We start from the raw sequence: 23,315 nt of genomic DNA, 5'->3' as shown, positions 1-23,315 counted from the left end.
CGCGGCGGCGCCGAGCAGGATCCCGGCCAGGCCGGGCAGCGCGTTGTTCGGGAACGGCAGCGGCGACAGCGCGCTCACCTGGTACGGGACGAGGATCAGCGCGACCAGGAAGCCGCCGAGCGCGGCGCCGACGTCGATCCGCCAGACCGGGCCGCCGACGCCGGCGCGGCGCAGCGGCGCGCGGCACGCCACGGCCAGCAGCCACGCCGACAGCACCTGGCCGAGGATCACGATCGGCACGACCTCGATGCCGGAGGTGGCGTAGGTCCCGGCGACCGCCCCGGCGCCGACGCCGAGCACGGTGCCGCCGAGGACGCACACCCCGCCCGGCACGGCCCGCACGGCGAGGCCGGAGGCGAGGAACGCCAGCGCGAGGCCCTGCCCGGCGACGATCGCGACGTGCGCGCCGGTCAGCGACTGCCATCCCGACGACGCCACGAACGCGGGGCTGGCCAGCACGAGCACCTGGAGCGCCAGGAACGGCCCGAACGCCGCGGCTCCCAGCGCGTCCCGCCAGGAGATGCCCGGCGCGGTGACCGGACCGGACGCCAGCTCGCGGTACAGCGCGGCGCCGCCGAGGCCGACGAACGCCAGGCACGCGGCCCACGGGCCGAGGCCCGACCGCCACACCGGGTCCCAGGTGGCGAAGCACAGCCGGACGGCGGTGTCGATCGACAGCCCCGCGACCGTGGCGGTCGCGAAGCCCACGCCCGACAGCCCGCGCGCCCCCTCGTACAGCGCCGCCATGGCGATCATGCCGATCGCGGTGCCGGTGAGCGTCAGCCAGGTCCGCGGCTCGACGGCCTGGGCCAGCAGCCGCACCGCGAACAGCCCGCCGATGCCGGTGAGCAGCAGCCCGCGCGGCCCCGCGGCGCGCCGCACCAGCGGCGCGGCGAACCCGGCGAGGTAGATCACGAGCACGACCATGGCGGCGGGGCCGAGCCCGGCGTCGCCGGCGAAGTCGTCGAGCTGGGGAAGCGAGAAGCGCAGGGTCTGCGCGAGCACCGCGACCGTGATCGCGATCAGCGCGAGCCTGGCGGGGCCCTGCGGGACGATCGACGGCCCGGCCGCCGCCGTGTCGCCGGTCCTGGTGCCTACCTCTGTGCTGGCCAATTGAACGAGTGCTCCCGGGGGACGAGCGGACCTTCGGGTGTCGGGCGGCCGCCGGCGGCACGGCCGCGGGCGCGGCGGGGCGGCGACCACGGCGGCCTATTGTGGCCCACTGCGGCGCCTCGGCCGCCACCGGCCCCGCCGGGGCCCGGTGGGCTCGCCGCAGAGTCCGCCGCAACGGAACTCTACGGCCCGGCGGCCGCCCGCGCGGGCGAAAAACCGATCACGGCCGGAGAACGGTCCCGGGGGACCGTTCTCCGGCCGTGCGCGAACGGGCGGGCGGCGGCCCGCACGGGCCCCGTGAGGGACTCCGTGCGGGCGGCGCGCCAGTGGTGCCCTGCGGCGGGTCAGTGACGGGTCACTGACCGCCCGACAGCTTCTCCCGCAGGGCGGCGAGCGCCTCGTCGGTGGCGAGCGCGCCACCGGTGGACTCGGCCTCGCCGCCACCGCTGTAGGAGGTCTCGCCGCCGGCGGCGGGAGCGGAGTCCGCCTCCGCCTCGGCCTTGCGGGCCTCCTCGATCTGCTTGCGGTGGGCGTCGAAGCGGGCGCGGGCCTCGGCGTACTGCCGCTCCCAGGTCTCGCGCTGCTCGTCGAACCCTTCGAGCCATTCGCCGGTCTCGGCGTCGAAGCCCTCGGGGTACTTGTAGTTGCCCTGGTCGTCGTACTCGGCCGGCATGCCGTACAGCGTCGGGTCGAAGTCCTCTTCCTCGATGCTGACGGCGCCCTCGTTGGCCTGCTTGAGCGACAGGCTGATCCGGCGCCGGTCGAGGTCGATGTCGATGATCTTCACGAAGATCTCGTCGCCGACCTGGACGACCTGCTCGGGGATCTCCACGTGCCGCTCGGCCAGCTCGGAGATGTGCACCAGGCCCTCGATGCCCTCCTCGACGCGGACGAACGCGCCGAACGGCACCAGCTTGGTGACGCGGCCCGGCACGACCTGGCCGATCTGGTGGGTGCGGGCGAACTGCTGCCACGGGTCTTCCTGGGTCGCCTTGAGCGACAGGGAGACGCGCTCGCGCTCCATGTCGACGTCCAGGACCTCGACCGTGACCTCCTGGCCGACCTCGACGACCTCGGACGGGTGGTCGATGTGCTTCCAGGACAGCTCGGAGACGTGCACCAGGCCGTCGACCCCGCCGAGGTCGACGAACGCGCCGAAGTTGACGATCGAGGAGACGACGCCCTTGCGGACCTGGCCCTTCTGCAGGGTGTTGAGGAAGGTCTGGCGGACCTCGCTCTGCGTCTGCTCCAGCCAGGCGCGGCGGGACAGCACCACGTTGTTGCGGTTCTTGTCCAGCTCGATGATCTTGGCCTCGAGCTCGCGGCCCACGTAGGGCTGCAGGTCCCGGACCCGGCGCATCTCCACCAGCGAGGCGGGCAGGAAGCCGCGCAGGCCGATGTCGAGGATGAGGCCGCCCTTGACGACCTCGATGACGGTGCCGGTGACGATGCCGTCCTCGTCCTTGATCTTCTCGATCGTGCCCCAGGCGCGCTCGTACTGGGCGCGCTTCTTGGACAGGATCAGACGGCCTTCCTTGTCCTCCTTCTGGAGGACGAGGGCCTCGACGTGGTCTCCGACGGCGACGACCTCGTTGGGGTCGACGTCGTGCTTGATGGAGAGCTCGCGCGAGGGAATGACGCCCTCGGTCTTGTAGCCGATGTCGAGGAGGACCTCGTCACGATCGACCTTGACGACAGTGCCTTCGACAATGTCGCCGTCGTTGAAGTACTTGATGGTCTCATCGATCGCCGCGAGGAAGGCTTCCTCGGACCCGATGTCGTTGACCGCTACCTGCGGGGTGGTCGAGGTGGCCTCGGTGCTGCTCGTCATGTGTCGGCTGGCTCCGGTACGGACATGGAAGTCGTATGGGTTGTGCGCGGAGGGCCGTTGTCCGCCCTGCCGAAGACCGGAAGGGGGACGCGGACGAAGCCGCGTCGAAGAACCGTACCGATGTCGCCGACCTGACCGAGCGCGAGCCTGCTCCGTCCGAAGCGCGCACAGGCCCACAGCGCAGCGATCAGGATATGGGACCAATCTCTCGTGGTCAATCCGGTACCGCGGGTCCCGTTCAGTACGCCCGCGCCCGAGCCCGGTAGATCTTGGCCAGCCGATCTTCCTCGGCCCTGGGGATCGTCACGATGTTCGGGTCGCCGTCGGAGGTGAACCGCTCGGCCGGATTCGCGTCCAGGTGGTCGAGCCACGCCGTGGAGCAGTACCGCGTGCAGTCATTCTCCTTGATCTTGCCCTCGGACCGCACCCGGTTGATCGCCCATCGGTCGAACCTGACGTCGAACGGCGATTCCGACGGCCTCCACCCGGCCAGGAAGATCCCCTGGAAGCCGTACTCGCCGTCCTTCTTCTGCGCCCACGACCGCTTGCGCGGCGCGGAGCCGAACGGGTAGGCGAGCGTGGTGGCGTGCGCGCCGGTGATCCCGACGATCTCGGCCTCCATCCCGCCGATCTCCTTGCGCACCTCCTTCTCGGACAGGCGCGACAGATCGGGGTGGCTGACGGTGTGGTTGCCCAGTTCGAACCCGTGCCGGGCCAGCCACGTCAGCCCGGCGGCGGCCTCGCTCCCGGCCATCTGGAACAGGTCCCTGTTCAGGTAGAACGTCGCCACCGGCCGGAACCCGGGGTTCTCCCGCGCGACCTGCTCGATGATCGCCACCGCGGTGTCGGGCTTGGGATCGCCCCGCGGGTCCAGCCCGAAGTGCCCGGGAGTGCTGTCGTCGAACGTCAGGACCACGGGGTGCTTGCCGGCGGGGACGTTGAACCACCCCGCGGCGAACTCGGCGGCCGTGACGGGCACGTAACCGCTCTTGGCGAGCCGTGTGAGCTCGTCGTACAGCTCCTTGGACGAGCGGTCCAGCGACTGCTCGGGCCGCTTCATGATCCGGTGGTACATGAGCACCGGCACCTGGCCGAGCTCGTCGGCCTTCGCCGCCGCGGCGGCGGGCGCCGCCGCCGGGACGGGGCCGGTCGGGACGGCGGCGGGGGCGGCGGACACCGAGGGGACGACCGCTCCGGGCGCCCGCGCTCCGGTGTGCCCGCTCACCGCGGCTCGGTCTCCGGCCGGCGTCCGCACGGCCACGCCGGCCCGCGCGGCGACGGTGCTCCTCTCGCGTCCCCGGCGCTCCCCGGGCAGGGTCAGCCCGAGGACCACGGCACAGATGATCACGACTCCCGCGATCTTGTGGAGGAGAGGCACGTTCCGACCGCCGATCGACCCGAAACCAGGACCGGGAACAGCGTACGGCTCCCCGGACATCCACGGACACCTACTCGCGTACCCGCATGATCCCCACTCACCACTCCCGGCGCGTCCTTCATCGGGACCTAATCCGAAAACCGCTGGTAAAGCCCCTGACAGGACCGGTGGAACCTATAAGGGACCCGCCCTGGAACACCCCGCTTCACACCCGGAGAACCGCGCGAGCCCGGAAGCGGGAGCCCTCACCGTCACAGAAACACATCACCGCCCCGGATGAGGCAAACCCGAAGACAAGCCTCACCACGAAGCGACACCGCCCTCACGCACGTCCCCACCCGGAGCCAAGGGCACGGCCGAGCCCTCAAGCTCACCACCAGGCGACGCCACATCCACACGGGACCCGACTCACCCCCAAGCCCTCCGAGCCCGCCCAGCGGGACACCAAGCCCGCAGAGCACCAAGCCCCGAGAAGAAGCGAGCACTCAAACGAGGCACGGCAAGTGAACGGCAAAGCAGCAAAGAACCTTCGCGAAGCAAGCTCACACTCACACAGGACCCGACACAGAACACAAATCGGCCATAAAACCCGCAGCCATCGAGATACCGCCGCACCCACACAGACCCGAGGGAAGGAACAAGCCAGGCAAACAGTGACCACAGTCCCGAACAACGCCGCAAAACCCCCGGCTCACGACCGGAGCGACCACACGCCCCCCCCCCCCCCAAGACAGGCCGAGTCCCCCACCACCCACCCAGGCTCACCACCCGAGCCACCACACGCCCCCGCCCCACCCAAGACAGGCCGAGTCCCCCACCACCCGCCCCCGGCTCACCACCCGAGCCACCACCCGAGCGCGCGACCTGAGCGGCGGGGCGACGCCGAAGGCGAGCCCCGCCGCGAAGATCGCGAAGCGATTCGCGCTCGCACAAGAACGGTCACGGTCCGAGCCGCCAGGCGAGGACCGTGGGCCGGGCTTGAATCTAATGAGCCGCCTCTTGCCAGGTGCGGCCGGTGCCCATGGAGACGTCCAGTGGGGCGCGGAGTTCGTAGGCGCCGGCCATCTGGGCGCTGACCAGGGCCTTGAGGTCGTCGAGTTCGCCGGCGGCGACCTCGAGGACGAGTTCGTCGTGGACCTGCAGGAGCATGCGGGATTCGAGTCCGGCGGCGCGGAGCGCGCGGTCGACGTTGAGGCTGGCGACCTTGATGATGTCGGCGGCCGAGCCCTGGATGGGGGCGTTGAGGGCCATCCGCTCGGCCATCTCGCGGCGCTGGCGGTTGTCGGAGTTGAGGTCGGGCAGGTAGCGGCGGCGGCCGAGGATGGTCTCGGTGTAGCCGTCCTGCCGGGCCTTGGAGACGATGTCGTGCAGGTAGTCGCGGACGCCGCCGAACTGCTGGAAGTACTCCTCCATGAGGCCGCGCGCCTCGTCCGGGGAGATGCGCAGTTGCTGGGACAGCCCGTAGGCCGACAGGCCGTAGGCGAGGCCGTAGTTCATCGCCTTGATGCGGGCGCGCAGCTCGGAGTCGATCTGTTCGGGCGGCAGGCCGAAGACGCGGGAGGCGGTGATGGTGTGGAAGTCGGCTCCGGTGCCGAACGCCTCGAGGAGCGCCGCGTCCTCGGAGAGGTGCGCCATGATCCGCAGCTCGATCTGGGAGTAGTCTGCGGTCAGCAGCGACTCGTAGGTCACGCCGGGGCGGGTGGCGGTGCCCACGACGAACGCCTCGCGGATCTGCCGGCCCTCGGCGGTTCGGATGGGGATGTTCTGCAGGTTGGGGTCGGTGGACGACAGCCGGCCGGTGGCGGCGATCATCTGGTTGTAGGTGGTGTGGATGCGCCCGGCGTCGTCGGCCATCGGGATGAGGGAGTCGACGATGGACTTGAGCTTGGCGACCTCACGCCAGCGGAGGATGTGCTCCAGGACCGGATGGCCGTCCTTCTCCAGGAGGGTGGTCAGGGCCTCGGAGTCGGTGGTGTAGCCGGTCTTGGTGCGCTTGGTCTTGGGGAGGTTCAGCTCGTCGAACAGGACCTGCTGCACCTGCTTGGGCGAGCCGAGGTTGAACTCGTGTCCGACGGCGCCGTGCGCGGCCTGCTCCTGCTCCTTGACCTGGCCGCCGAGCGAGGCCGACATTCCGGCGAGGTGGTCGGCGTCGACGGCGATGCCCGCCCGTTCCATGGCGGCCAGGACGCCGACGAGCGGCAGTTCGACCTCGCGCAGGAGCCGGGTGGCGCCGCGCTTGTCGAGGTCGGCGTCGAGCACCTCGGCGAGCTCGGCGACGGCGCGGGCGCGGACGGCGAGGGCCTCGGCGGCCTCCTCCTCGCCGGATCCGTCGAGGGTGAGCTGGCCGGAGTCCTCGGTCTCGTTGCGCAGCTCGCGGTGCAGGTAGCGCAGGACGAGGTCGGACAGGTCGAACGTGCGCTGGCCCGGCAGGGCGAGGTAGGCGGCGAGGGCGGTGTCGCTGGTGACGCCGTCCAGGGTGATGCCGCGCGCGGCGAGCGCCAGCATGGGGCCCTTGGCCTCGTGGACGGCCTTGGGGCGGCCGGGGTCGGCGAGGTAGGCGGCGAGGGCGCGCTCGTCGTCCTCGATCAGCTCGGCCGGGTCGAGGTGGACGGCGGGCCCCTTCCTGGACGCGAGGGCGACGGCGGTGATCTCGCCGGTGCCGCGCCCCCAGGTGCCGGTGACGGCGATGCCGAGCCGGTCGCGGGCGTTGGCGTCCAGCCAGGCGCCGAGGGCGCCGGGCTCCAGGTCCTCCAGCTCGACCTCGAACCCCTCGTCGGCCTCGGGCTCGGCGGCCGACAGGGAGGAGTACAGCCGCTCGCGGAGCACCCGGAACTGCAGCGAGTCGAACAGGGTGTGGATCTCGTCGCGGTCCCACTGGCCCATGGTGAGCTGCGGCGGGGTCAGCTCCAGGCCGACGGCGGTGTCGAGCTTGTTGATCTGCTGGTTGCGCAGCACCCCGGCGAGGTGCTCGCGCAGGTTGTCGCCGGCCTTGCCCTTGATCTCCTCGACGCGGGCGACGAGGGCGTCGAGGTCGCCGTACTTGACGAGCCACTTGGCGGCGGTCTTCGGGCCGACGCCGGGGACGCCGGGGAGGTTGTCGCTGCTCTCCCCCACCAGCGCGGCCAGTTCGCGGTACCGCGCGGGCGGCACGCCGTACTTGGCCTCGACGGCGGCGGGGTCCATCCGGGCGAGCTCGGAGACGCCCTTGACCGGGTAGAGGACCGTGACGTGGTCGTCGACGAGCTGGAAGGCGTCCCGGTCGCCGGTGACGATGAGCGTCTCGAGGCCGGCCTCGGTGGCCTGGACCGACAGCGTGGCGATGATGTCGTCGGCCTCGAAGCCCGCGACGGACAGCCGCGGGACGCGCAGCGCGTCCAGCACCTCGAAGATCAGGCTGACCTGGCTGCGGAACTCGTCGGGGGTCTTCTGGCGGCCAGCCTTGTACTCCACGTACTGCTCGTGCCGGAACGTCGGCTCGGAGCGGTCGAACGCCACCGCGATGTGGGTGGGCTGCTCGTCGCGCAGCACGTTGATGAGCATGGAGGTGAAGCCGTACACGGCGTTGGTCGGCTGCCCGTCGGTCGTGGAGAAGTTCTCCACGGGCAGCGCGAAGAACGCCCGGTATGCCAGGGAGTGCCCGTCGAGCAGGAGGAGCCGGTCACGCTTGTCAGGGGTCGATGCTGTCGTCGCCACACCAGGACTCTAGTCTGCGCGTACGACAGATTCGCGGAGGTGTAAGTGAGCGACACCGGCGGCGTGAGCTCCGAGGAGACGCGGGAGGCGGTCCTCGCCGAGGTGGAGTCCGGCACGCACGGGACCCTGGCGAAGACCATGGGCATCGAGTTCCTGGAGGCCGGGCCCGAGCGGGTGACCGCGCGCATGCCGGTCGAGGGCAACACCCAGCCGTACGGGCTGCTGCACGGCGGCGCGTCCTGCGTGCTGGCGGAGACGCTCGGGTCGGTGGGGGCCATGCTGCACGCCGGGCCCGGCCGGATCGCCGTCGGCATCGAGATCAACGCCACCCACCACCGGACGGCGACCGAGGGCTGGGTCACCGGCGTCGCGACGCGGGTGCACGGCGGGCGGACGCTCGCCACCTACGAGATCGCGATCACCGACGGGCGGGACCGGCGGGTCTGCACCGCCCGCCTCACCTGCATGCTCAGGGACCGCCCGGACGCGTGACCCGTGTCCTCCTTTGCGATGGATCGCCCCGGGTCTGTAGCGTGCATTGGAACGGCCCGGGATCACCGAGTAGACAACGTACGCGCCCGAGGAAGGTTCGTACGGCCCCAAAGGTGATCCCGGGCCATGATCCGTTCCGGGCGGTAACGGCACGTCCGGCCGGCGTCCGGCACCCGATCGACAACACCGGTGAACGCGTTTCGGTAGTCGCGTTTGCGTTGCGATTCCCTCTGACCCGTTCACCCTCCCCTGGTCAGGCCGTACTTTCCGTACATGCGCCCCAAGCGTCCGCGACCCTCGCGTCTCCAACGTCCACGAGCCGCCCGGGCGGGCGCGGCGCTGCTCCTCGCCGCCGCCCTCCAGGGATGCTCCGGCTCCTCCCCCCACGAGTACCGCGTCCCGGCCGAGAAGGCCCGCGAGGACGAGAGCACGCCCGAGGGGAAGGCGGGACGCAGCGCCGACCTGCAGTTCACCGTGCTCGGCTTCCGTGAGCAGATGGCCGAAGTGATGGGCACCCACACCGCCATGGGCGCGCACGGCACGTTCACCCGGATCCGCCTCCTCGCGGTGAACACCGGCCGTGACATCCAGGTCTTCGACGCCTGGAAGCAGCGGCTGGTCACCGCCGACGGCCGCGTCCTGACCCCGGACGTCAACGCCACCATGATCAAGCGACAGCCGGAGCGGCTGTCGGTGGGCGCCGCGATGCGGGTCGAGTTCGACCTGTGGTTCGACGTGCCGCGCGGTGCGAGGGCGAAGGCCGTCCGGCTCTACGGCTCCCCGCCCGTCGGCGCCGTCAGCGACCCCGCCCCCACCGAGATCCCGCTGCCCTGACCAGGGCGCGCCGGGCGCCGCCCGGCCGCCGGGCCCCGGACGCGCGGCACCCGCCCGCTCGGGTTCGCGCGAACCGGAGCGGGCGGGCACGGGACGGACGGCTACGAGGAGGCGTCCTCCTCCGAGCCCTCGGGCGCGGCGCCGGACGCCGGCGCGTCCGTGACCGTCGCGCCCGGGTCCGGCGCGTCCACCGGGGCGGGAGCGGCAGCGGGCGACGCGGCCGCCTCGCCCAGCTCACCGCCCAGGTAGGCGGCGCGGACCTCCGGGTCGTCCAGCAGCCGCGACGCCGGCGCCGACTTCACCACCCGGCCGGTCTCCAGCACGTACGCGCGGTGCGCGATCTGGAGGGCCTGCTGGGCGTTCTGCTCGACCAGCAGCACGGTCGTGCCGCGCCGGTTGATCTCCTGGATGATGGAGAAGATCTGCTGCACCAGCATGGGCGCGAGGCCCATCGACGGCTCGTCCAGCAGCAGCACCTTCGGCTTGGCCATCAGCGCCCGCCCGATCGCGAGCATCTGCTGCTCGCCGCCGGACATGGTGCCGCCCGCCTGGGTCTTGCGCTCGGCGAGCCGGGGGAACAGCTCGTAGGCCTCGGCGAGCTCCTTGGACGCGTCGTCCTTGCGGCTGAACGCGCCCATCAGGAGGTTCTCCTCCACCGACATGCCGGGGAAGATCCCCCGGCCCTCGGGCGACTGCCCGATGCCGGCGAGGACCCGCTTGTGCCCCGGCATCTTGCTGATGTCGCGGCCGTCGAACTCGATCGATCCCCGGGTCAGCGACCGCAGCCCGGAGATCGTCTTGAGCGTCGTCGTCTTCCCGGCGCCGTTCGCGCCGATCAGCGTGACGATCTCGCCCTCGTCGACCGAGGCCGTGATGCCCTTCAGCGCGGCGATCTTTCCGTAGTGGACGTGGATGTCCCTGATCTCAAGAAGCATCGGCCGGAGCCCCCAGATACGCCTCGATGACCCGCGGGTCGTTCTGCACCTCGGCCGGCAGCCCATCGGCGATCTTCTGCCCGAAGTCCAGGACCCCGATGCGGTCGCTGATGCCCATCACCAGGCTCATGTCGTGCTCGATCAGCAGCACGGTCACGCCCGTGTCGCGGATCGTGCGGATCAGCTCCTGCAGGGCGACCTTCTCCGCCGGGTTCATCCCGGCGGCCGGCTCGTCCAGCAGCAGCAGCTTCGGCTCGGTGGCCAGCGCCCGCGCGATCTCCAGCCGGCGCTGGTCGCCGTACGGCAGGTTCTTCGCGGCCTCCTCGGCGCGGTGCTGGACGCCGACCAGCTCGAGCAGCTCGCGGGCCCGCTCGCGCCCCTTGCGCTCCTCCCGGCGGTGCCACGGCAACCCGAGCGACGCGCCGACGAGGCCCGTCCGGTGGTGGGCGTCGGTGCCCACCAGGACGTTCTCCACCGCCGTCATGTTGTGGAACAGGCGCACGTTCTGGAACGTCCGCGCCACGCCCAGCTTCGTGACGTGGTACCGCTTCTTGCCGTCGATCCGCTGGCCGCGGAACACGACCTGGCCCTCCGTCGGCCGGTACACCCCGGTGGTCACGTTGAACACCGTGGTCTTCCCCGCGCCGTTCGGGCCGATCAACGCGAAGATCTCGCCCTCGCCGATGGTGATCTGGACCTTGTTGAGCGCCACGACGCCGCCGAAGCGCATGACGACCTCGCGCAGCTCCAGCACCGGCGTCCGTTCGTCCGCCCCGCTCACTTGCCCACCTCCGCGGCGGCCTCGGCCTGGCCGGGGCCCGGGACCTCGGCCCCCAGTCCGCCCATTCCGCCCGTGCCCTCGGCCAGCTCCGCCTTGCGCTGCCGGGACGGCCACAACCCCTCCGGCCGGAAGATCATCATCAGCACCAGCACGGCACCGAAGATCAGCATCCGGTAGTCCTGCAGCCCGCGGAACCGCTCCGGCAGCCACGCCACGACGAACGCGCCGAGCATGACGCCCGGGATGTTGCCCGAGCCGCCCAGCACGACGCCCGCCAGGATCAGCGCCGACACCAGGAAGTCGAAGTTCGGCGGCGTGATCGAGGTCTGCTGCGAGGCGAACACGACGCCGCCGCTGCCGCCGATCGCCGCGCCGATGGCGAACGCGGCCAGCTTGAACTTGAAGGTCGGGACGCCCATCAGCTCCGCGGCGTCCTCGTCCTCGCGGATCGAGGCCCACGCGCGGCCGACCCGCGACTTGTCCAGCCGCCGCACGAAGATGATCGCGACGATGATGAACGCGAGCAGCAGGTAGTAGTACGGCCGGGAGTCCAGCAGCCCGTACTTGAGCGGCTGCACCCCGCCGATCTCGAACTCCGACAGCGTCGGCGGGTGCGGGATGCCCTGGACGCCCCGCGGCCCGTTCACGTACGAGCTGTTGTTCGCGGTCTTCTTGACGATCTCACCGAAGCCGAGCGTCACGATCGCGAGGTAGTCGCCGCGCAACCGCAGCGTGGGCGCGCCGAGGATCACCCCCGCCAGCGCCGAGAACGCGATGGCGAGCACGAGCGTCTGCCAGAAGCTCCAGTCGTACTTGGTCGCGAAGATCGCGATCGTGTAGCCGCCGACCGCGTAGAAGGCCACGTACCCGAGGTCCAGCAGCCCGGCCATGCCCACCACGACGTTCAGCCCGAGCGCCAGCAGCACGTAGATCGCGATCTGGCTGCTCAGCATCGAGGGCCAGTCCGCGCCGCTCGGCGCCATGAACGAGCCGATGGACTCGCTCGGCAGCAGCACGCCCACCACGATCAGCAGCAGGTAGACCACCCAGCGCGCCCACCCGGGCGCGCCCGCCCACCAGTGCCGCAGCGCGTCCAGCGACAGGCCCGGGCCGCGCCGGGCCCCTTCCGCGTTCTTGGAGAGGTTCATGCGCGCGCCTGCTGGAGGGACTCACCGAGGATTCCGGTGGGACGGAACATCAGGACGAGGATGAGCACGGAGAAGGCGACGACGTCCCGCCACTCCGATCCGAAGAAGCTCGAGCCGTACATCTCCAGCAGCCCGAGGACGAACCCGCCGACAAGCGCGCCGCGGATGTTGCCGATCCCGCCGAGCACCGCCGCCGTGAACGCCTTGATGCCGAGCAGGAAGCCCACGAAGTAGTTCGTCTGCTCGAAGCGCAGGAAGTACAGCGCCGCGGCGACCCCCGCCATGATGCCGCCCACCAGGAAGGTCATCGACACGATCCGGTCGATGTTGACGCCCATGAGCACCGCGGTCTCCGGGTCCTGGGCGGTGGAGCGGATGCCGCGGCCGAGCTTCGTCCGGTTCACGAACTGGTCGAGCGCGATCATCATGAGGATGGAGCCGAGGAACACGATCAGCTTGTCGTTGGTGATCTGGATCGGCCCGACGTCCACGACGGTCTGCAGCTTCTTGAAGTGCTCGTTGACCGGGAGCTTGCCGCCCTCCTTGGAGGTGCCGAACACCCGATGGATGATCACCGTGCCGAACAGCTGCTGGATGAAGATCGACGCGCCGATGGCCGAGATCAGCGCCGCCAGCCGGGACGCGCCGCGTTTGCGAAGCGGGCGGTAGGCGCCCATCTCCAGCAGCATCGCGCCGCCGCCGGCCACCGCGCCGGCGACCAGCCCCGTCAGCGCCACCACGCCGACCAGCGCGATCCCGCCGACGTCGGAGACGCCCAGGGACCGAACCGTCCACAGTGCCGCGAAGGTGCCGACCATGAAGATGTCGGCGTGGGCGAAGTTGATCAGCCGGAGCACGCCGTAGACCATCGTGTAGCCGAGCGCCAGCAGCGCGTAGATCGCGCCCAGCGACAGCCCGTCGACAGTCGACGGCCAGAATTGATTGATGAAGTCGTCGAGCACCTTTGGTCGCCTTTGATAAACGGAGCGGGAGCGCTGTAGCGCTCCCGCTCCCGCGCCATCAGGGGACCCCGGAGAACCCGGGGGACGGTCGGTCAGGCGTGGTGCGCCCTACGAGACCGTGGCCTGCTTGCTGTTGCCGAGAAGCGGCAGCTTGTTGTCCTTCACCTCGTAGATGAAGATGTCCTGCGTGGCGAGCTCGCCCTTGTCGTCGAACTTGATCTGCTTGCCGACGCCCTGGAAGTCCTCGGTCTTCAGGAACCCGTTGATCTCCTCGGCCTTGGTCTTGCCGGCCTTGATCGCCTCGATGAAGGCCGTCGCCGCGTCGAAGCCCTCGCTGGAGTAGATCGCGACCTCGGAGCCGAACTTCGCCTTGTAGTCGTCGGCGAACTTCTTGGCCTTGGCGTTCGTCTTACCTTCAGCGTCGATCATGCAGCCACAGCTGAGCAGCGCGCCCTGCGCGTTCGCCTGCCCCGCGCCCTCGATCAGGCCGGTGGCGAGCGAGCCGTCGCCCGACATCACCTTGCCCTTGTAGCCGCCCTCGCGAAGCTGCTTGAACAGCCGGCCCGCGACGGCGTAGTAGCCGCCGAAGTACACCGCGTCCGGCTTGAACTGGTTGATCTTGTTGACGGTGGAGGAGTAGTCGTTGCCCTTGTCGTCCACCGCGTCGCTCTGGACCTGCGCGCCCTTGGTCTTGACGGCGTTGCCCACCGAGTCCGCGAGGCCCTTGCCGTACTCCTGGTTGTCCGAGACGGTGAAGACCTTCTTGACCTTCACCGAGCCCGACAGGAACTCGCCCGCGCCGACGCTCTGCACGGCGTCGTCGGCGACCACGCGGTGCCAGTACTTCCAGCCCTTCTCGGCGAGCGCGATGCCCGTCGCCGAGGGGGTCACCGACGGGATCTTGGCCTCGTTGAGGATCGGGTTGACGCTCTGGGACTCGCCCGAGAACGCCGGGCCGATCAGTCCCACGATCTTGTCGCTCTTGACCGCGCCCTGCGCCAGCGTGGTGGCCTGCTCGGCCTTGCCCTGGCTGTCGTAGGTCTTGAGTTTGATCTTGACCTTGGGGTTGGTCGCGTTGTACTGCTCGATGGCCAGCTGCGCGCCCTGCTTGGGCGGGATCACCAGACCCGAGTTCTCACCGGTCAGGTCGCCCATGAACCCGATCGTGACCTCGTCGCCACCGCCCGAGCCGCCGTCGTCGTCGCTGCAGCTGACGGCGCCGAGCGCGAGCGCCGCGCTCACCGCCACCGCGCCGGTGACCCTCATCTTGTTGCGCCGCAAGGTGCCCAACCTTTCCATCCGGATCCGGTAGGGGATCGGGTACGAGTCATGCCCCGACGCCGAATCTCTGGTGGAGATATCGGTCACTCGGGGACCAGCTATGTCGTACACCGTCGACCCCGCCCAGAACAGCACCCCCGGATAGAAGGGTTACTCGTTCGTTACTCCTCCGTGCTCATCCGGCATATGCCATTGCCAGCGGATATTACGGAGAGTTACGGACATGCGACACTCGCGAAGGCGTCCGTGGGCACATGAACGACACGAAGGGTGACCGCCGCCGGGCTCAGCCCGCGGCGGCCCCGTCACCACCAGGCGTTTCTCCGGCCGCACCCGTCACGACGGCCTCGGCGACGGCCCGCATCGTGAGCCGGCGGTCCATGGAGGTCTTCTGGATCCAGCGGAACGCCTCGGCCTCGCTCCAGCCGTGGGCCTCCTGCAGCAGTCCCTTGGCCCGGTCGACGACCTTGCGGGTCTCCAGGCGCTCCTGCAGCCCGGCGACCTCGGCCTCCAGCGCGCGCAGCTCGGTGTAGCGGCTGACCGCCATCTCGATCGCGGGCGCGAGGTCGGTCTTGGAGAACGGCTTGACGAGGTAGGCCATCGCACCCGCCTCGGTGGCCCGCTGGACGAGCTCGCGCTGGGAGAACGCGGTGAGGATGACGACCGGCGCGATCCGCTCGGCCGAGATCCGCTCGGCGGCGGAGATCCCGTCGAGGATCGGCATCTTGACGTCGAGGATCACCAGGTCGGGCCGCAGCTCGACGGCCAGCCGCACGGCCGTCTCGCCGTCGCCCGCCTCGCCCACGACCTCGTAGCCGTCCTCCTGCAGCATCTCCTTCAGGTCCAGCCGGATCAGGGCCTCGTCTTCCGCGATCACAACTCGCCGAGCGCTCTCCACGCGCACGAGCCTACCGGGACCCGCTAACCTGTTACCCGTCGCCCCACCCTCAACCGGGCAGGGCGCACCAGGAGCCGGATGTCCGTTTTATTTGGACAAAGCCCCGATATCCCAATGGCAGAGGAAGCGGTCTCAAACACCGTTTAGTGTGGGTTCGAATCCCACTCGGGGCACTCCTCACCAGCGGCAACGCCCGGCGCTCCCGGCACGTGGACCCGCCACACCGGGCGGGCGAGGTCAGCAGGGGTAGCGGGTGGCCTCGTCCATCGGGGTCATCGCCGCCTCGGCGATGGCCTGGGGCGTGGGCGGCACCTGCTGGCCCGTCGTCAGATCCTCCGGCGGAACGCGCGGCGGAAGGGCGTGCCACCGGGTGCGGCCCCGCGGGCCGTTCGCTCGCGTGTCGTCGTCCATGGTCTCGATCGTGCCGCCCCCGTGGCGCGGGTGTCCAGAGCGAACCCGAAATGAGATCCCCCAGTGATCTTCGCCACGGGCGGGCGCGAAGACGCGCCGGGCGGGGCGCCGCACCCGTGCGGTGCGCCGCCCCGCCCGTCTCGGGCGGTCCGGTTCGGGTCAGCGGCCCGGCTTCCGGAGGCCCATCGTTCAGTGGCCTCGTTCAGTGGCCCATCGCGATGGTGTCGCCGATGTTGTGGACGCGCAGGGCGTTGGTGGAGCCCGCCGTTCCGGGGGGCGAGCCCGCGACGACCACGACGCGGTCGCCCTTCTGGCAGCGGCCGATCTCGACGAGGGCCTGATCGACCTGGCCGACCATGTCGTCGGTGTGGTCGACCTGCGGGACGATGAACGTCTCGACGCCCCACACGTGCGCCAGGCGGCCACGGACGGCGGGCACCGAGGTGAAGGCCAGCAGCGGGATCGGGGACCGGTAGCGCGACAGCCGGCGGGCCGTCTCACCGGACATGGTGAAGGCGACCAGGGCCTCGGCGCCGACGGTGGCACCGACCTCCGCGGCGGCGCGCGCGATGGCCCCGCCGACGGTCTCGGGGATGCGGTCCAGGGTGTGGGTGGCGTGCAGGGCGGCCTGCTCGGCGGTGCTGACGATGCGGCTCATCGTCTGGACCGACTCGATCGGGTACTGGCCGACGCTGGTCTCGCCGGAGAGCATCACCGCGTCGGCGCCCTCGAAGACGGCGTTGGCGACGTCGGAGGTCTCGGCGCGGGTGGGCCGGGGGGCGGAGATCATCGACTCGAGCATCTGGGTGGCGACGATGACGGGGCGGGCCTTCTCGCGGCACAGCTCGATGGCCCGCTTCTGCACGATCGGCACCTCCTCCAGGGGGAGCTCGACGCCGAGGTCGCCGCGGGCGACCATGATGCCGTCGAAGGCGGCGACGATCTCGGGGAGCCGCTCCACCGCCTGCGGCTTCTCGATCTTGCCGATGAGCGGGACGCGGACGCCCTCCTCCTCCATGATCTGGTAGCAGATGTCGGCGTCGGCGGGGGTCCGGACGAAGGAGAGGGCGACCAGGTCGACGCCGAGGCGCAGCGCCCAGCGCAGGTCGGTCTCGTCCTTCTCGGTGAGGGCGGGGACGCTGACGGGGACGCCCGGCAGGTTGAGGCCCTTGTTGTCGGAGACCATTCCGCCGACGGTGACGGTGGTGCGCACGCGGGGGCCGTCGACCCCGGCGACGCGGAGGGCGACGCGGCCGTCGTCGATGAGGACGGTGTCGCCGGGGCTCACGTCGCCGGGCAGGCCCTTGTAGGTCGTGGAGACCTCGCGGCGGCTGCCGGGGACGTCCTCGGTGGTGATGGTGAACTCGTCGCCGAGGGTGAGCCGGACGGGCCCGTCCGGGAAGCGGCCGATGCGGATCTTCGGGCCCTGGAGGTCGGCGAGGATGCCGACGCCCCGCCCGGTGGCCTCGGCCGCGGCACGGATCCGGTGGTAGACCTCCTCGTGGCCGGCGTGCTCGCCGTGGCTCATGTTGAGCCGGGCGACGTCGATGCCGGCCTCCACGAGGGCGCGGATCTCCTCGGCTCCGGAGCAGGCGGGACCGATGGTGCTGACAATCTTCGCTCGACGGGTCACGCGCACAACGGTACTTAGTTACCCGTCGGTACGGATATTCGCCCTGGATACGGTCGCCGAAGGTTCACCGATTGGTCTAGCTCAGAGGTCTAGACCAAATTGGGCGGTTCAGCCCCGGAACGTCTCGATCGTCCGCTGGCAGAACGCCTTGAGATCGTCCGGCCGGCGGGACGTCACGAGCGTGTTCGGCCCCGCCTCGCAGACCCGGACCTCCTCGTCGACCCAGGTCGCGCCCGCGTTCCGCAGGTCGGTGCGCAGGCTCGGCCACGACGTCATCGTACGGCCGCGCACCACGCCCGCCTCGATGAGCGTCCACGGCGCGTGGCAGATCGCCGCCACGGGCTTGCCGGCGTCGAAGAACGCCCTGGCGAAGGCGACCGCCGCGGGATCGGTGCGCAGGAAGTCGGGGTTGGCGACGCCGCCGGGCAGGACGAGCGCGTCGAACTCTCCGTGCCCGCTGACTCCCACGGTCGTGTCGACCGGGAAGGTGTCGGCCTTGTCGAGGTGATCGAAAGCCTGGATCCGGCCCGACTGCGTCGACACGAGACGCGGGTTTCCACCGGCCTGCTCCACGGCCTTCCACGGCTCGGTGAGCTCGACCTGCTCGACGCCCTCGGGCGCACAGAGGAACGCGACCGTTCTGCCCTGCAGTTCATTCGACATGGTGCCTCCCTTTGTCGCGTGTTCCCCGGTTCCCCTGCCCGCGCCAACGGATGGTATGCAGGAGGAATGAATGTGACCGGCTACCAGGAGAAACCCGCGCCCCGCTCCGCCGGGCTCGTGTGCTCATGGACGGCCGGGCTGCCGACGGACACCGAGCCCTACCTCCAGCGCGTCGTCCCCGACGGGTGCGTGGACCTGATCTGGTCGGAGGCGGGGATCCTCGTGGCGGGGCCGGACACCGGGCCGGTCCCCGCCCTCATACGGCCGGGCGAGCGGATGGTCGCGGTGCGGTTCGCGCCGGGCGCCGCGCCGCCGGTGCTCGGCGTGCCCGCGGACGCCGTCCGGGACGCCCGGCTCCCCCTCGCCGACCTGTGGGGCGGCGCGGCGGACCGGCTGGCCGAGACCGTGGCGGCGGCGGGGTCGCCGCGGCGGCAGCAGGCGGCGCTGGTCGCGGCGGTGACCGGCCGCGCGAGGGCCGCGGAACCGGTGGACCCGCTCGTCCCGGCGGTGGTGGCGGGGCTGGCCCGCGGCTCGGTCCGGGACGTGTCCGCCGAGATCGGGATCGGGGAACGGCAGCTGCGGCGCCGGTCGCTGACGGCGTTCGGGTACGGGCCGAAGACCCTCCAGCGAGTGCTGCGCTTCCAGCGGGCGCTGGGGCTGGCGCGGGCGGGGACACCGCTCGCCGACGCGGCGTACGCGGCGGGCTACGCCGACCAGGCGCATCTCGCGCACGAGGTACGGGACCTGGCGGGCGAACCGATCAGCGGGCTGCTTTGAAGGCGATCCCGGCCCAAGGACTCGCCTGGCGGCTCGCCCTTGACCGTGCTCGTGCGAGCGCGAATCGCTTCGCGATCTTCCCGGCGGGGCTCGCCTCCGGCTTCGCCCCGCCGGTCAGAGCGCGCGCTCGCGTGACGGCTGAGGTCGTCTGAGACACCCTCCATCGTCCCGCCGGGAGTACGCGCTCGCACAGGCCGTTGGGCGCCCTTCGACGGGCCTCGCGTCGGTCCCCTGGGCTTTGGTGCGTTCGTGTGGCGGGCTGGGAGCGTTGAGATGGGGCCTATGCCTTGAGGCGGCCGTAGGCCTGGAGGGTCCTCGCGCGTTCGACGGTGAGGTGGCCGGCCCAGTCGTGCTTGGTGATCGGGGTCCAGCTCGGGAAGTTGACGTACCACCCGCCGTCCTCGCCCTGGGCGTCGATCAGGGCGTCGAGGTGGGCGTCGAGGACGTCGCCGGTGAACAGGCGGTGGCCGAAGCCGTGCGGCGCCGGGGCGAAGTCGAGCGGGAAGTGGTGGATCCCCTCGGCGTGCGGGTCCAGGGTGACGTGCGCGGCGAGGGCGTCCCGGAGGCGGGTGAAGACCGCCTCGGCGCGGTCACGGTCGGGGACGTTGTCGAGGAAGATGAGGATGGACAGCGCGTCGTAGGGGCCGGGCTCGGCGGAGACGTTCTCCAGGTGGCTCCAGCAGAAGTCGGTGGCGGGGTCGAGCCAGGAGTGGCGGGATCCCGCGCGGTACAGCAACCCGGCGAGCGCCCCGGTGGGGTTGATCGAGCCGGGAGGGTCGTCGGGGGTCTGCCACCACGGGCCGTGCGGGGTGTCCCTGACCGACGGCAGGACGAAGGGGACTCCCCCGTTCGCTGCCGTGATCGACGCCAGGTGGTCGCCGATGCGCGCCACGGCGGGGTCGCCGTCGCCGCCCGCCTGGTGGAGGATCTCCAGGGCGATCTGGGCGGGGACGGGCTGGCTGGCCTCCCCGCGCAGGTCGGGTTCGAGGGCGTGGCCGTAGCCGCCGTCGGCGTTCTCATAGGCCCGCAGGGCGGCGAGGACGGGCGCGGGCGATCCCCCGCGGAAGTGGAGGTCGAAGCGGCGCCGGTCGATGATGCGGCCGTTGAGGCGCAAGAATTCCTCGGCCCGCTCGAGGCCGGTGATGTTCAGAACCTTCATGGGTCCACGCTAGGGCGGCGGTGAACAGGCGGTCTTGCAGGAAACGGACGTGTCCAAGGCCGGGGTGGGCCCGGCCACCCCAGCGGTGGGTGGCCGGGCCCCCGACGTCCCGCGGGCGGGTGAGCGGGCTTCCCGCGAGCCGCGCGGATCGTGGGCCGTGGGGGCCGCCGCGGCCTCTCGCCGGAACGTAGCCGACGGGTTCGGCGGGACACAAGGGAGACGAGAGCCACGACGGGGCGGCTCGCCGGGCGGGCCCGGGGCGCCGGCGGCGGGTGGCGCCGGAAATAGATCGTTCCGTCCGGGACGTCCTTCATGATCTCCTGTGGCCATGAGCGATCCCCTGCACGAACGCGGCTCCGCCGCCGACCCGCTCGCCCTCGTGGCGCGGGCCGCCGGGCCGTATCTGGACAGCCTCCAGGACCGTCCCGTCCACGACCGGGCCGCCGACCCCCTGCTGGACGATCTCGACGGTCCGCTCCCGGACGTGGGCGAGGGCGCGGCGGCCAGCGTGGAGCGGCTGCTGCGCGTCGGGACGGCGGCGGCGACGCACTCCTCCGGGCCGCGGTTCTTCCACCTCGTGGTGGGCGGCGCGACGCCCGCGGCGATGGCGGGCGACTGGGTCGCCTCCCTGCTGGACCAGCCGGCGGGGCTGTGGGTGTCCTCGCCGCTGGCGGCGCGGGCGGAGACGGTCGTGCTGCGCTGGCTGAAGGAGCTGTTCGCGCTGCCCGCCGAGTTCGGCGGGGTGCTGACGCCCAGCGCGACGTTCGCGCACGTGACCGGTCTGTCGTGCGCGCGGTACTGGTGGGCGGAGCAGCACGGCGTGGACGTGACGTCGCAGGGCCTGGCGGGGCTGCCGCGGATGCCCGTGCTCAGCAGCGGGCTGGTGCACGTCAGCACGCGCAAGGCGCTGCAGATCCTCGGCTGCGGCCGGGACACGCTGCGGACGTTCGCGCGGGACGACACCGGCCGGGTGGACCTCGACTCGATGGACGCGGTGCTGGGCCTGCTGGACGCCCCGGCGGTGATCGTCGCCAATCTCGGCGAGGTGAACACCGGCGGCTCCGACCCGATCGACGAGCTGGCCGACCTCGCGGAACGGCACGGTGCCTGGCTGCACGTCGACGGGGCGTTCGGCATGTTCGCGGCGCTGTCGCCGCGCACGGCGCATCTGGCGCGCGGCGTCGAACGCGCCGACTCGGTCACCGCGGACGGGCACAAGTGGCTGAACGTGCCGTACGAGAGCGGGTTCTCGTTCGTGCGCCGGCCGGAACTGCTGAGCCGGGCGTTCGGGGCGTGGGGCGCGTCGTACCTGCCCGACGCGGACGACGGGCGCGTGAACTACAACATGCTGGGCCCCGAGTCGTCGCGGCGGGCGCGGGCGCTGCCGATCTGGGCGACGCTGCGGGCGTACGGGCGCGAGGGCCACCGGGAGATGGTGGAACGCCATCTGGACGTGTCGGCCCATCTGGGGGCGCTCGTCGAGGATGCGCCCGACCTGGAGCTGCTCGCGCCGGTGGAGCTGTGCGTGGTGTGCTTCCGGTACCGCCCCGAGGGGGTGCCCGAGGAGCGGCTGGACGAGCTGAACGCCCGCCTCGGCGAGGCGCTGCTGGCCGACGGCCGCGTGTACGCGGGGACGTCGCGGTACAGGGGGATGACGGTGTTCCGCCCGGTGCCGATCAACTGGCGGACGACCAAGGCCGACGTGGAGCGCCTGGTGGAGGTCCTGAGGGAGCTGGCGGCGGCTCTCTGATCCGCGGTTCCACCCCGGACGCGACTCCGCCGTGCCCCCGGACGGCACCGGGGGCACGGCGGACGAGCACGGCGGACGAGCACCGCCGGCGGACGGCGCGCGTCAGACCATCGGCCGCGCGGTGGGCGGGATCGGGTACGGCAGCGCCGTCTCCCCGGTGAGGAACGCGTCCACCCCGTGCGCGGCGGCGCGGCCCTCGGCGATCGCCCAGACGATCAGCGACTGGCCGCGGCCCATGTCGCCCGCGGCGAACACGCCGTCCACCGACGTCCGGTAGTCGCGGTCGCGCACGACGTTGCCGCGCGCGTCGAGCTCGACGCCGAGCTCCTCCAGCAGGCCCGCGCGCTCGGGGCCGAGGAACCCCATCGCGAGGGTGACCAGCTCCGCCGGGATCTCCCGCTCGGAGCCCTCGACGGGCGCGAACCCCGTCTGCGGGCCGCCGACCTCGATGAGCCTCAGCGCGCGGACGTTGCCGTCGGCGTCGCCGAGGAACTCGGTCGTCGAGACCGCGTAGACCCGGTCGCCGCCGAGGCCGGCGAGCTCCTCGTGGGCGCTCTCCACCTTGAACAGCATCGGGTAGGTCGGCCACGGCTGGGCGTCCGGGCGCGCCTGCGGCGGCCGCGGCATGATCTCCAGCTGGGTGACCGACGCGGCGCCCTGGCGGATCGCGGTGCCGACGCAGTCGGCACCGGTGTCGCCGCCGCCGATGACCACGACGTGCTTGCCCGCGGCGGAGATCGGCGACTCGGCGAAGTCGCCCTCCTGCACCCGGTTCGCCGGGGGCAGGTACTCCATCGCCTGGTGGACGCCGCCGAGCTCGCGCCCGGGGACGGGCAGGTCGCGCCAGGCCGTGGCGCCGCCGGCGAGCACGACCGCGTCGTGGCCCTCGCGCAGCTCGCCGGCGGTGACGTCCACGCCGACGTTCACCGAGGTCCGGAAGACGGTGCCCTCGGCGCGCATCTGCGCGACGCGCCGCTCCAGGTGCCGCTTCTCCATCTTGAACTCGGGGATGCCGTAGCGCAGCAGGCCGCCGACGCGGTCGGCGCGCTCGTACACCCGCACGTCGTGCCCGGCGCGGGTGAGCTGCTGCGCGGCGGCGAGGCCCGCGGGGCCCGAGCCGACGACCGCGACCCGCTTGCCGGTCTTCACCGCGGGCGGCTGCGGGCGCACCCAGCCCTCCGCGAACGCCCGGTCGATGATCTCGACCTCGACGCGCTTGATGGTCACCGGGTCCTGGTTGATGCCGAGGACGCAGGCGCTCTCGCACGGGGCGGGGCACAGCCTCCCGGTGAACTCCGGGAAGTTGTTGGTGGCGTGCAGCCGCTCGATCGCCTCGTGCCAGTCCTTGCGGTAGACGAGGTCGTTCCACTCGGGGATGAGGTTGCCGAGCGGGCAGCCCTGGTGGCAGAACGGGACGCCGCAGTCCATGCAGCGGCTCGCCTGCCGCTCCAGCCGGTTCCGGCCGAAGTCCTCGTAGACCTCCGACCAGCTCCGGATGCGCACGTCGACCGGGCGCCGCTCGGGGAGCTCGCGCGGGACGGTCAGGAAACCCTTCGGGTCGGCCATGTGGGACTCC

General features: G+C 71.5%; 18 protein-coding genes, 1 tRNA gene and 1 pseudogene. 5 read left to right on the top strand and 15 right to left on the bottom strand.

The features are described from left to right. The 4 genes and pseudogenes from E1291_RS11770 to polA form a co-directional block, all read right to left on the bottom strand. A pseudogene (locus E1291_RS11770) lies at positions 1-1,113 on the bottom strand (endonuclease/exonuclease/phosphatase family protein); the annotation flags it as partial. A 355-nt stretch (positions 1,114-1,468) separates the two neighbouring features. Then, entirely contained in the window at positions 1,469-2,944 is a 1,476-nt protein-coding gene (gene rpsA / locus E1291_RS11765) for a 30S ribosomal protein S1 (protein ID WP_131737792.1), read from the bottom strand. A gap of 238 nt (positions 2,945-3,182) precedes the next feature. Beyond that, the gene (locus E1291_RS11760) at positions 3,183-4,322 is read right to left on the bottom strand and encodes a polysaccharide deacetylase family protein (protein ID WP_131737791.1); all 1,140 of its coding nucleotides are present in this window, start codon (positions 4,320-4,322) and stop codon (positions 3,183-3,185) included. Positions 4,323-5,306: 984 nt separating this feature from the next. Beyond that, on the bottom strand, positions 5,307-8,015 hold the full coding sequence (gene polA / locus E1291_RS11755; RefSeq protein WP_131737790.1) for a DNA polymerase I: 2,709 nt from the start codon (positions 8,013-8,015) through the stop codon (positions 5,307-5,309). 138 nt (positions 8,016-8,153) lie between these two features. On the opposite strand from polA, the gene E1291_RS11750 reads away from it, so the two are divergent. Further along, positions 8,154-8,507 (top strand): PaaI family thioesterase, encoded by a 354-nt coding sequence (locus E1291_RS11750; protein WP_207400690.1) that lies wholly within the window; start codon positions 8,154-8,156, stop codon positions 8,505-8,507. A gap of 273 nt (positions 8,508-8,780) precedes the next feature. Then, positions 8,781-9,341 (top strand): DUF4352 domain-containing protein, encoded by a 561-nt coding sequence (locus E1291_RS11745; RefSeq protein WP_131737789.1) that lies wholly within the window; start codon positions 8,781-8,783, stop codon positions 9,339-9,341. Between the two features lie 101 nt (positions 9,342-9,442). Here E1291_RS11745 and E1291_RS11740 read toward each other — a convergent pair whose 3' ends face one another. From E1291_RS11740 to E1291_RS11715, 6 genes are all read right to left on the bottom strand, one after another. After that, positions 9,443-10,276, bottom strand: a complete 834-nt coding sequence (locus E1291_RS11740; protein ID WP_131737788.1) for an ABC transporter ATP-binding protein — start codon at positions 10,274-10,276, stop codon at positions 9,443-9,445. Then, entirely contained in the window at positions 10,266-11,057 is a 792-nt protein-coding gene (locus E1291_RS11735) for an ABC transporter ATP-binding protein (protein WP_442316389.1), read from the bottom strand. Before E1291_RS11735 ends, E1291_RS11740 begins: the two co-directional genes overlap by 11 nt. Further along, entirely contained in the window at positions 11,054-12,205 is a 1,152-nt protein-coding gene (locus E1291_RS11730) for a branched-chain amino acid ABC transporter permease (RefSeq protein ID WP_131737787.1), read from the bottom strand. The genes E1291_RS11735 and E1291_RS11730 overlap by 4 nt, the downstream gene beginning before the upstream one ends. After that, positions 12,202-13,167 carry a branched-chain amino acid ABC transporter permease gene (locus E1291_RS11725; protein WP_131737786.1) on the bottom strand — a complete coding sequence of 322 codons (966 nt, stop codon included), beginning with the start codon at positions 13,165-13,167 and terminating at the stop codon, positions 12,202-12,204. The genes E1291_RS11730 and E1291_RS11725 overlap by 4 nt, the downstream gene beginning before the upstream one ends. Positions 13,168-13,275: 108 nt before the next feature. Further along, positions 13,276-14,448, bottom strand: a complete 1,173-nt coding sequence (locus tag E1291_RS11720; RefSeq protein WP_242614089.1) for a branched-chain amino acid ABC transporter substrate-binding protein — start codon at positions 14,446-14,448, stop codon at positions 13,276-13,278. A gap of 286 nt (positions 14,449-14,734) precedes the next feature. Further along, on the bottom strand, positions 14,735-15,352 hold the full coding sequence (locus tag E1291_RS11715) for an ANTAR domain-containing response regulator (RefSeq protein WP_278045250.1): 618 nt from the start codon (positions 15,350-15,352) through the stop codon (positions 14,735-14,737). 94 nt (positions 15,353-15,446) lie between these two features. On the opposite strand from E1291_RS11715, the gene E1291_RS11710 reads away from it, so the two are divergent. Continuing rightward, positions 15,447-15,519 (top strand) — tRNA-Leu (locus E1291_RS11710). 64 nt (positions 15,520-15,583) lie between these two features. On the opposite strand, the gene E1291_RS41925 is transcribed toward E1291_RS11710, so the two are convergent. The 3 genes from E1291_RS41925 to E1291_RS11700 form a co-directional block, all read right to left on the bottom strand. Next, complete coding sequence (locus tag E1291_RS41925; RefSeq protein ID WP_165495077.1) at positions 15,584-15,757, bottom strand: hypothetical protein; 174 nt, start codon at positions 15,755-15,757, stop codon at positions 15,584-15,586. A gap of 202 nt (positions 15,758-15,959) precedes the next feature. Further along, complete coding sequence (pyk, locus tag E1291_RS11705) at positions 15,960-17,390, bottom strand: pyruvate kinase (protein ID WP_131737785.1); 1,431 nt, start codon at positions 17,388-17,390, stop codon at positions 15,960-15,962. Between the two features lie 108 nt (positions 17,391-17,498). Further along, positions 17,499-18,053: a type 1 glutamine amidotransferase domain-containing protein gene (locus E1291_RS11700; RefSeq protein WP_131737784.1), complete on the bottom strand. Its 555-nt coding sequence runs from the start codon at positions 18,051-18,053 to the stop codon at positions 17,499-17,501. 66 nt (positions 18,054-18,119) lie between these two features. Between E1291_RS11700 and E1291_RS11695 the strand changes: the two genes are divergently transcribed. Continuing rightward, a complete protein-coding gene (locus E1291_RS11695; protein ID WP_131737783.1) occupies positions 18,120-18,830 on the top strand; it encodes a DUF6597 domain-containing transcriptional factor in 711 nt (236 codons plus the stop codon). 280 nt (positions 18,831-19,110) lie between these two features. On the opposite strand, the gene E1291_RS11690 is transcribed toward E1291_RS11695, so the two are convergent. Continuing rightward, on the bottom strand, positions 19,111-19,989 hold the full coding sequence (locus tag E1291_RS11690) for a hypothetical protein (RefSeq protein ID WP_131737782.1): 879 nt from the start codon (positions 19,987-19,989) through the stop codon (positions 19,111-19,113). Positions 19,990-20,317: 328 nt separating this feature from the next. Here E1291_RS11690 and E1291_RS11685 point away from each other — a divergent pair, with 328 nt between their 5' ends. Beyond that, on the top strand, positions 20,318-21,739 hold the full coding sequence (locus E1291_RS11685; protein WP_131737781.1) for a pyridoxal phosphate-dependent decarboxylase family protein: 1,422 nt from the start codon (positions 20,318-20,320) through the stop codon (positions 21,737-21,739). Positions 21,740-21,841: 102 nt separating this feature from the next. Here the strand turns inward: E1291_RS11685 and E1291_RS11680 are convergent, their stop codons facing one another. Then, positions 21,842-23,305 carry a glutamate synthase subunit beta gene (locus tag E1291_RS11680; protein WP_131737780.1) on the bottom strand — a complete coding sequence of 488 codons (1,464 nt, stop codon included), beginning with the start codon at positions 23,303-23,305 and terminating at the stop codon, positions 21,842-21,844. Positions 23,306-23,315 lie beyond the last annotated feature (10 nt).

Source organism: Actinomadura roseirufa (assembly GCF_900659635.1).
In the GTDB taxonomy this organism is placed as follows: Bacteria; Actinomycetota; Actinomycetes; order Streptosporangiales; family Streptosporangiaceae; genus Spirillospora; species Spirillospora roseirufa.
This window is presented reverse-complemented; position numbering and strand designations above follow the sequence as displayed.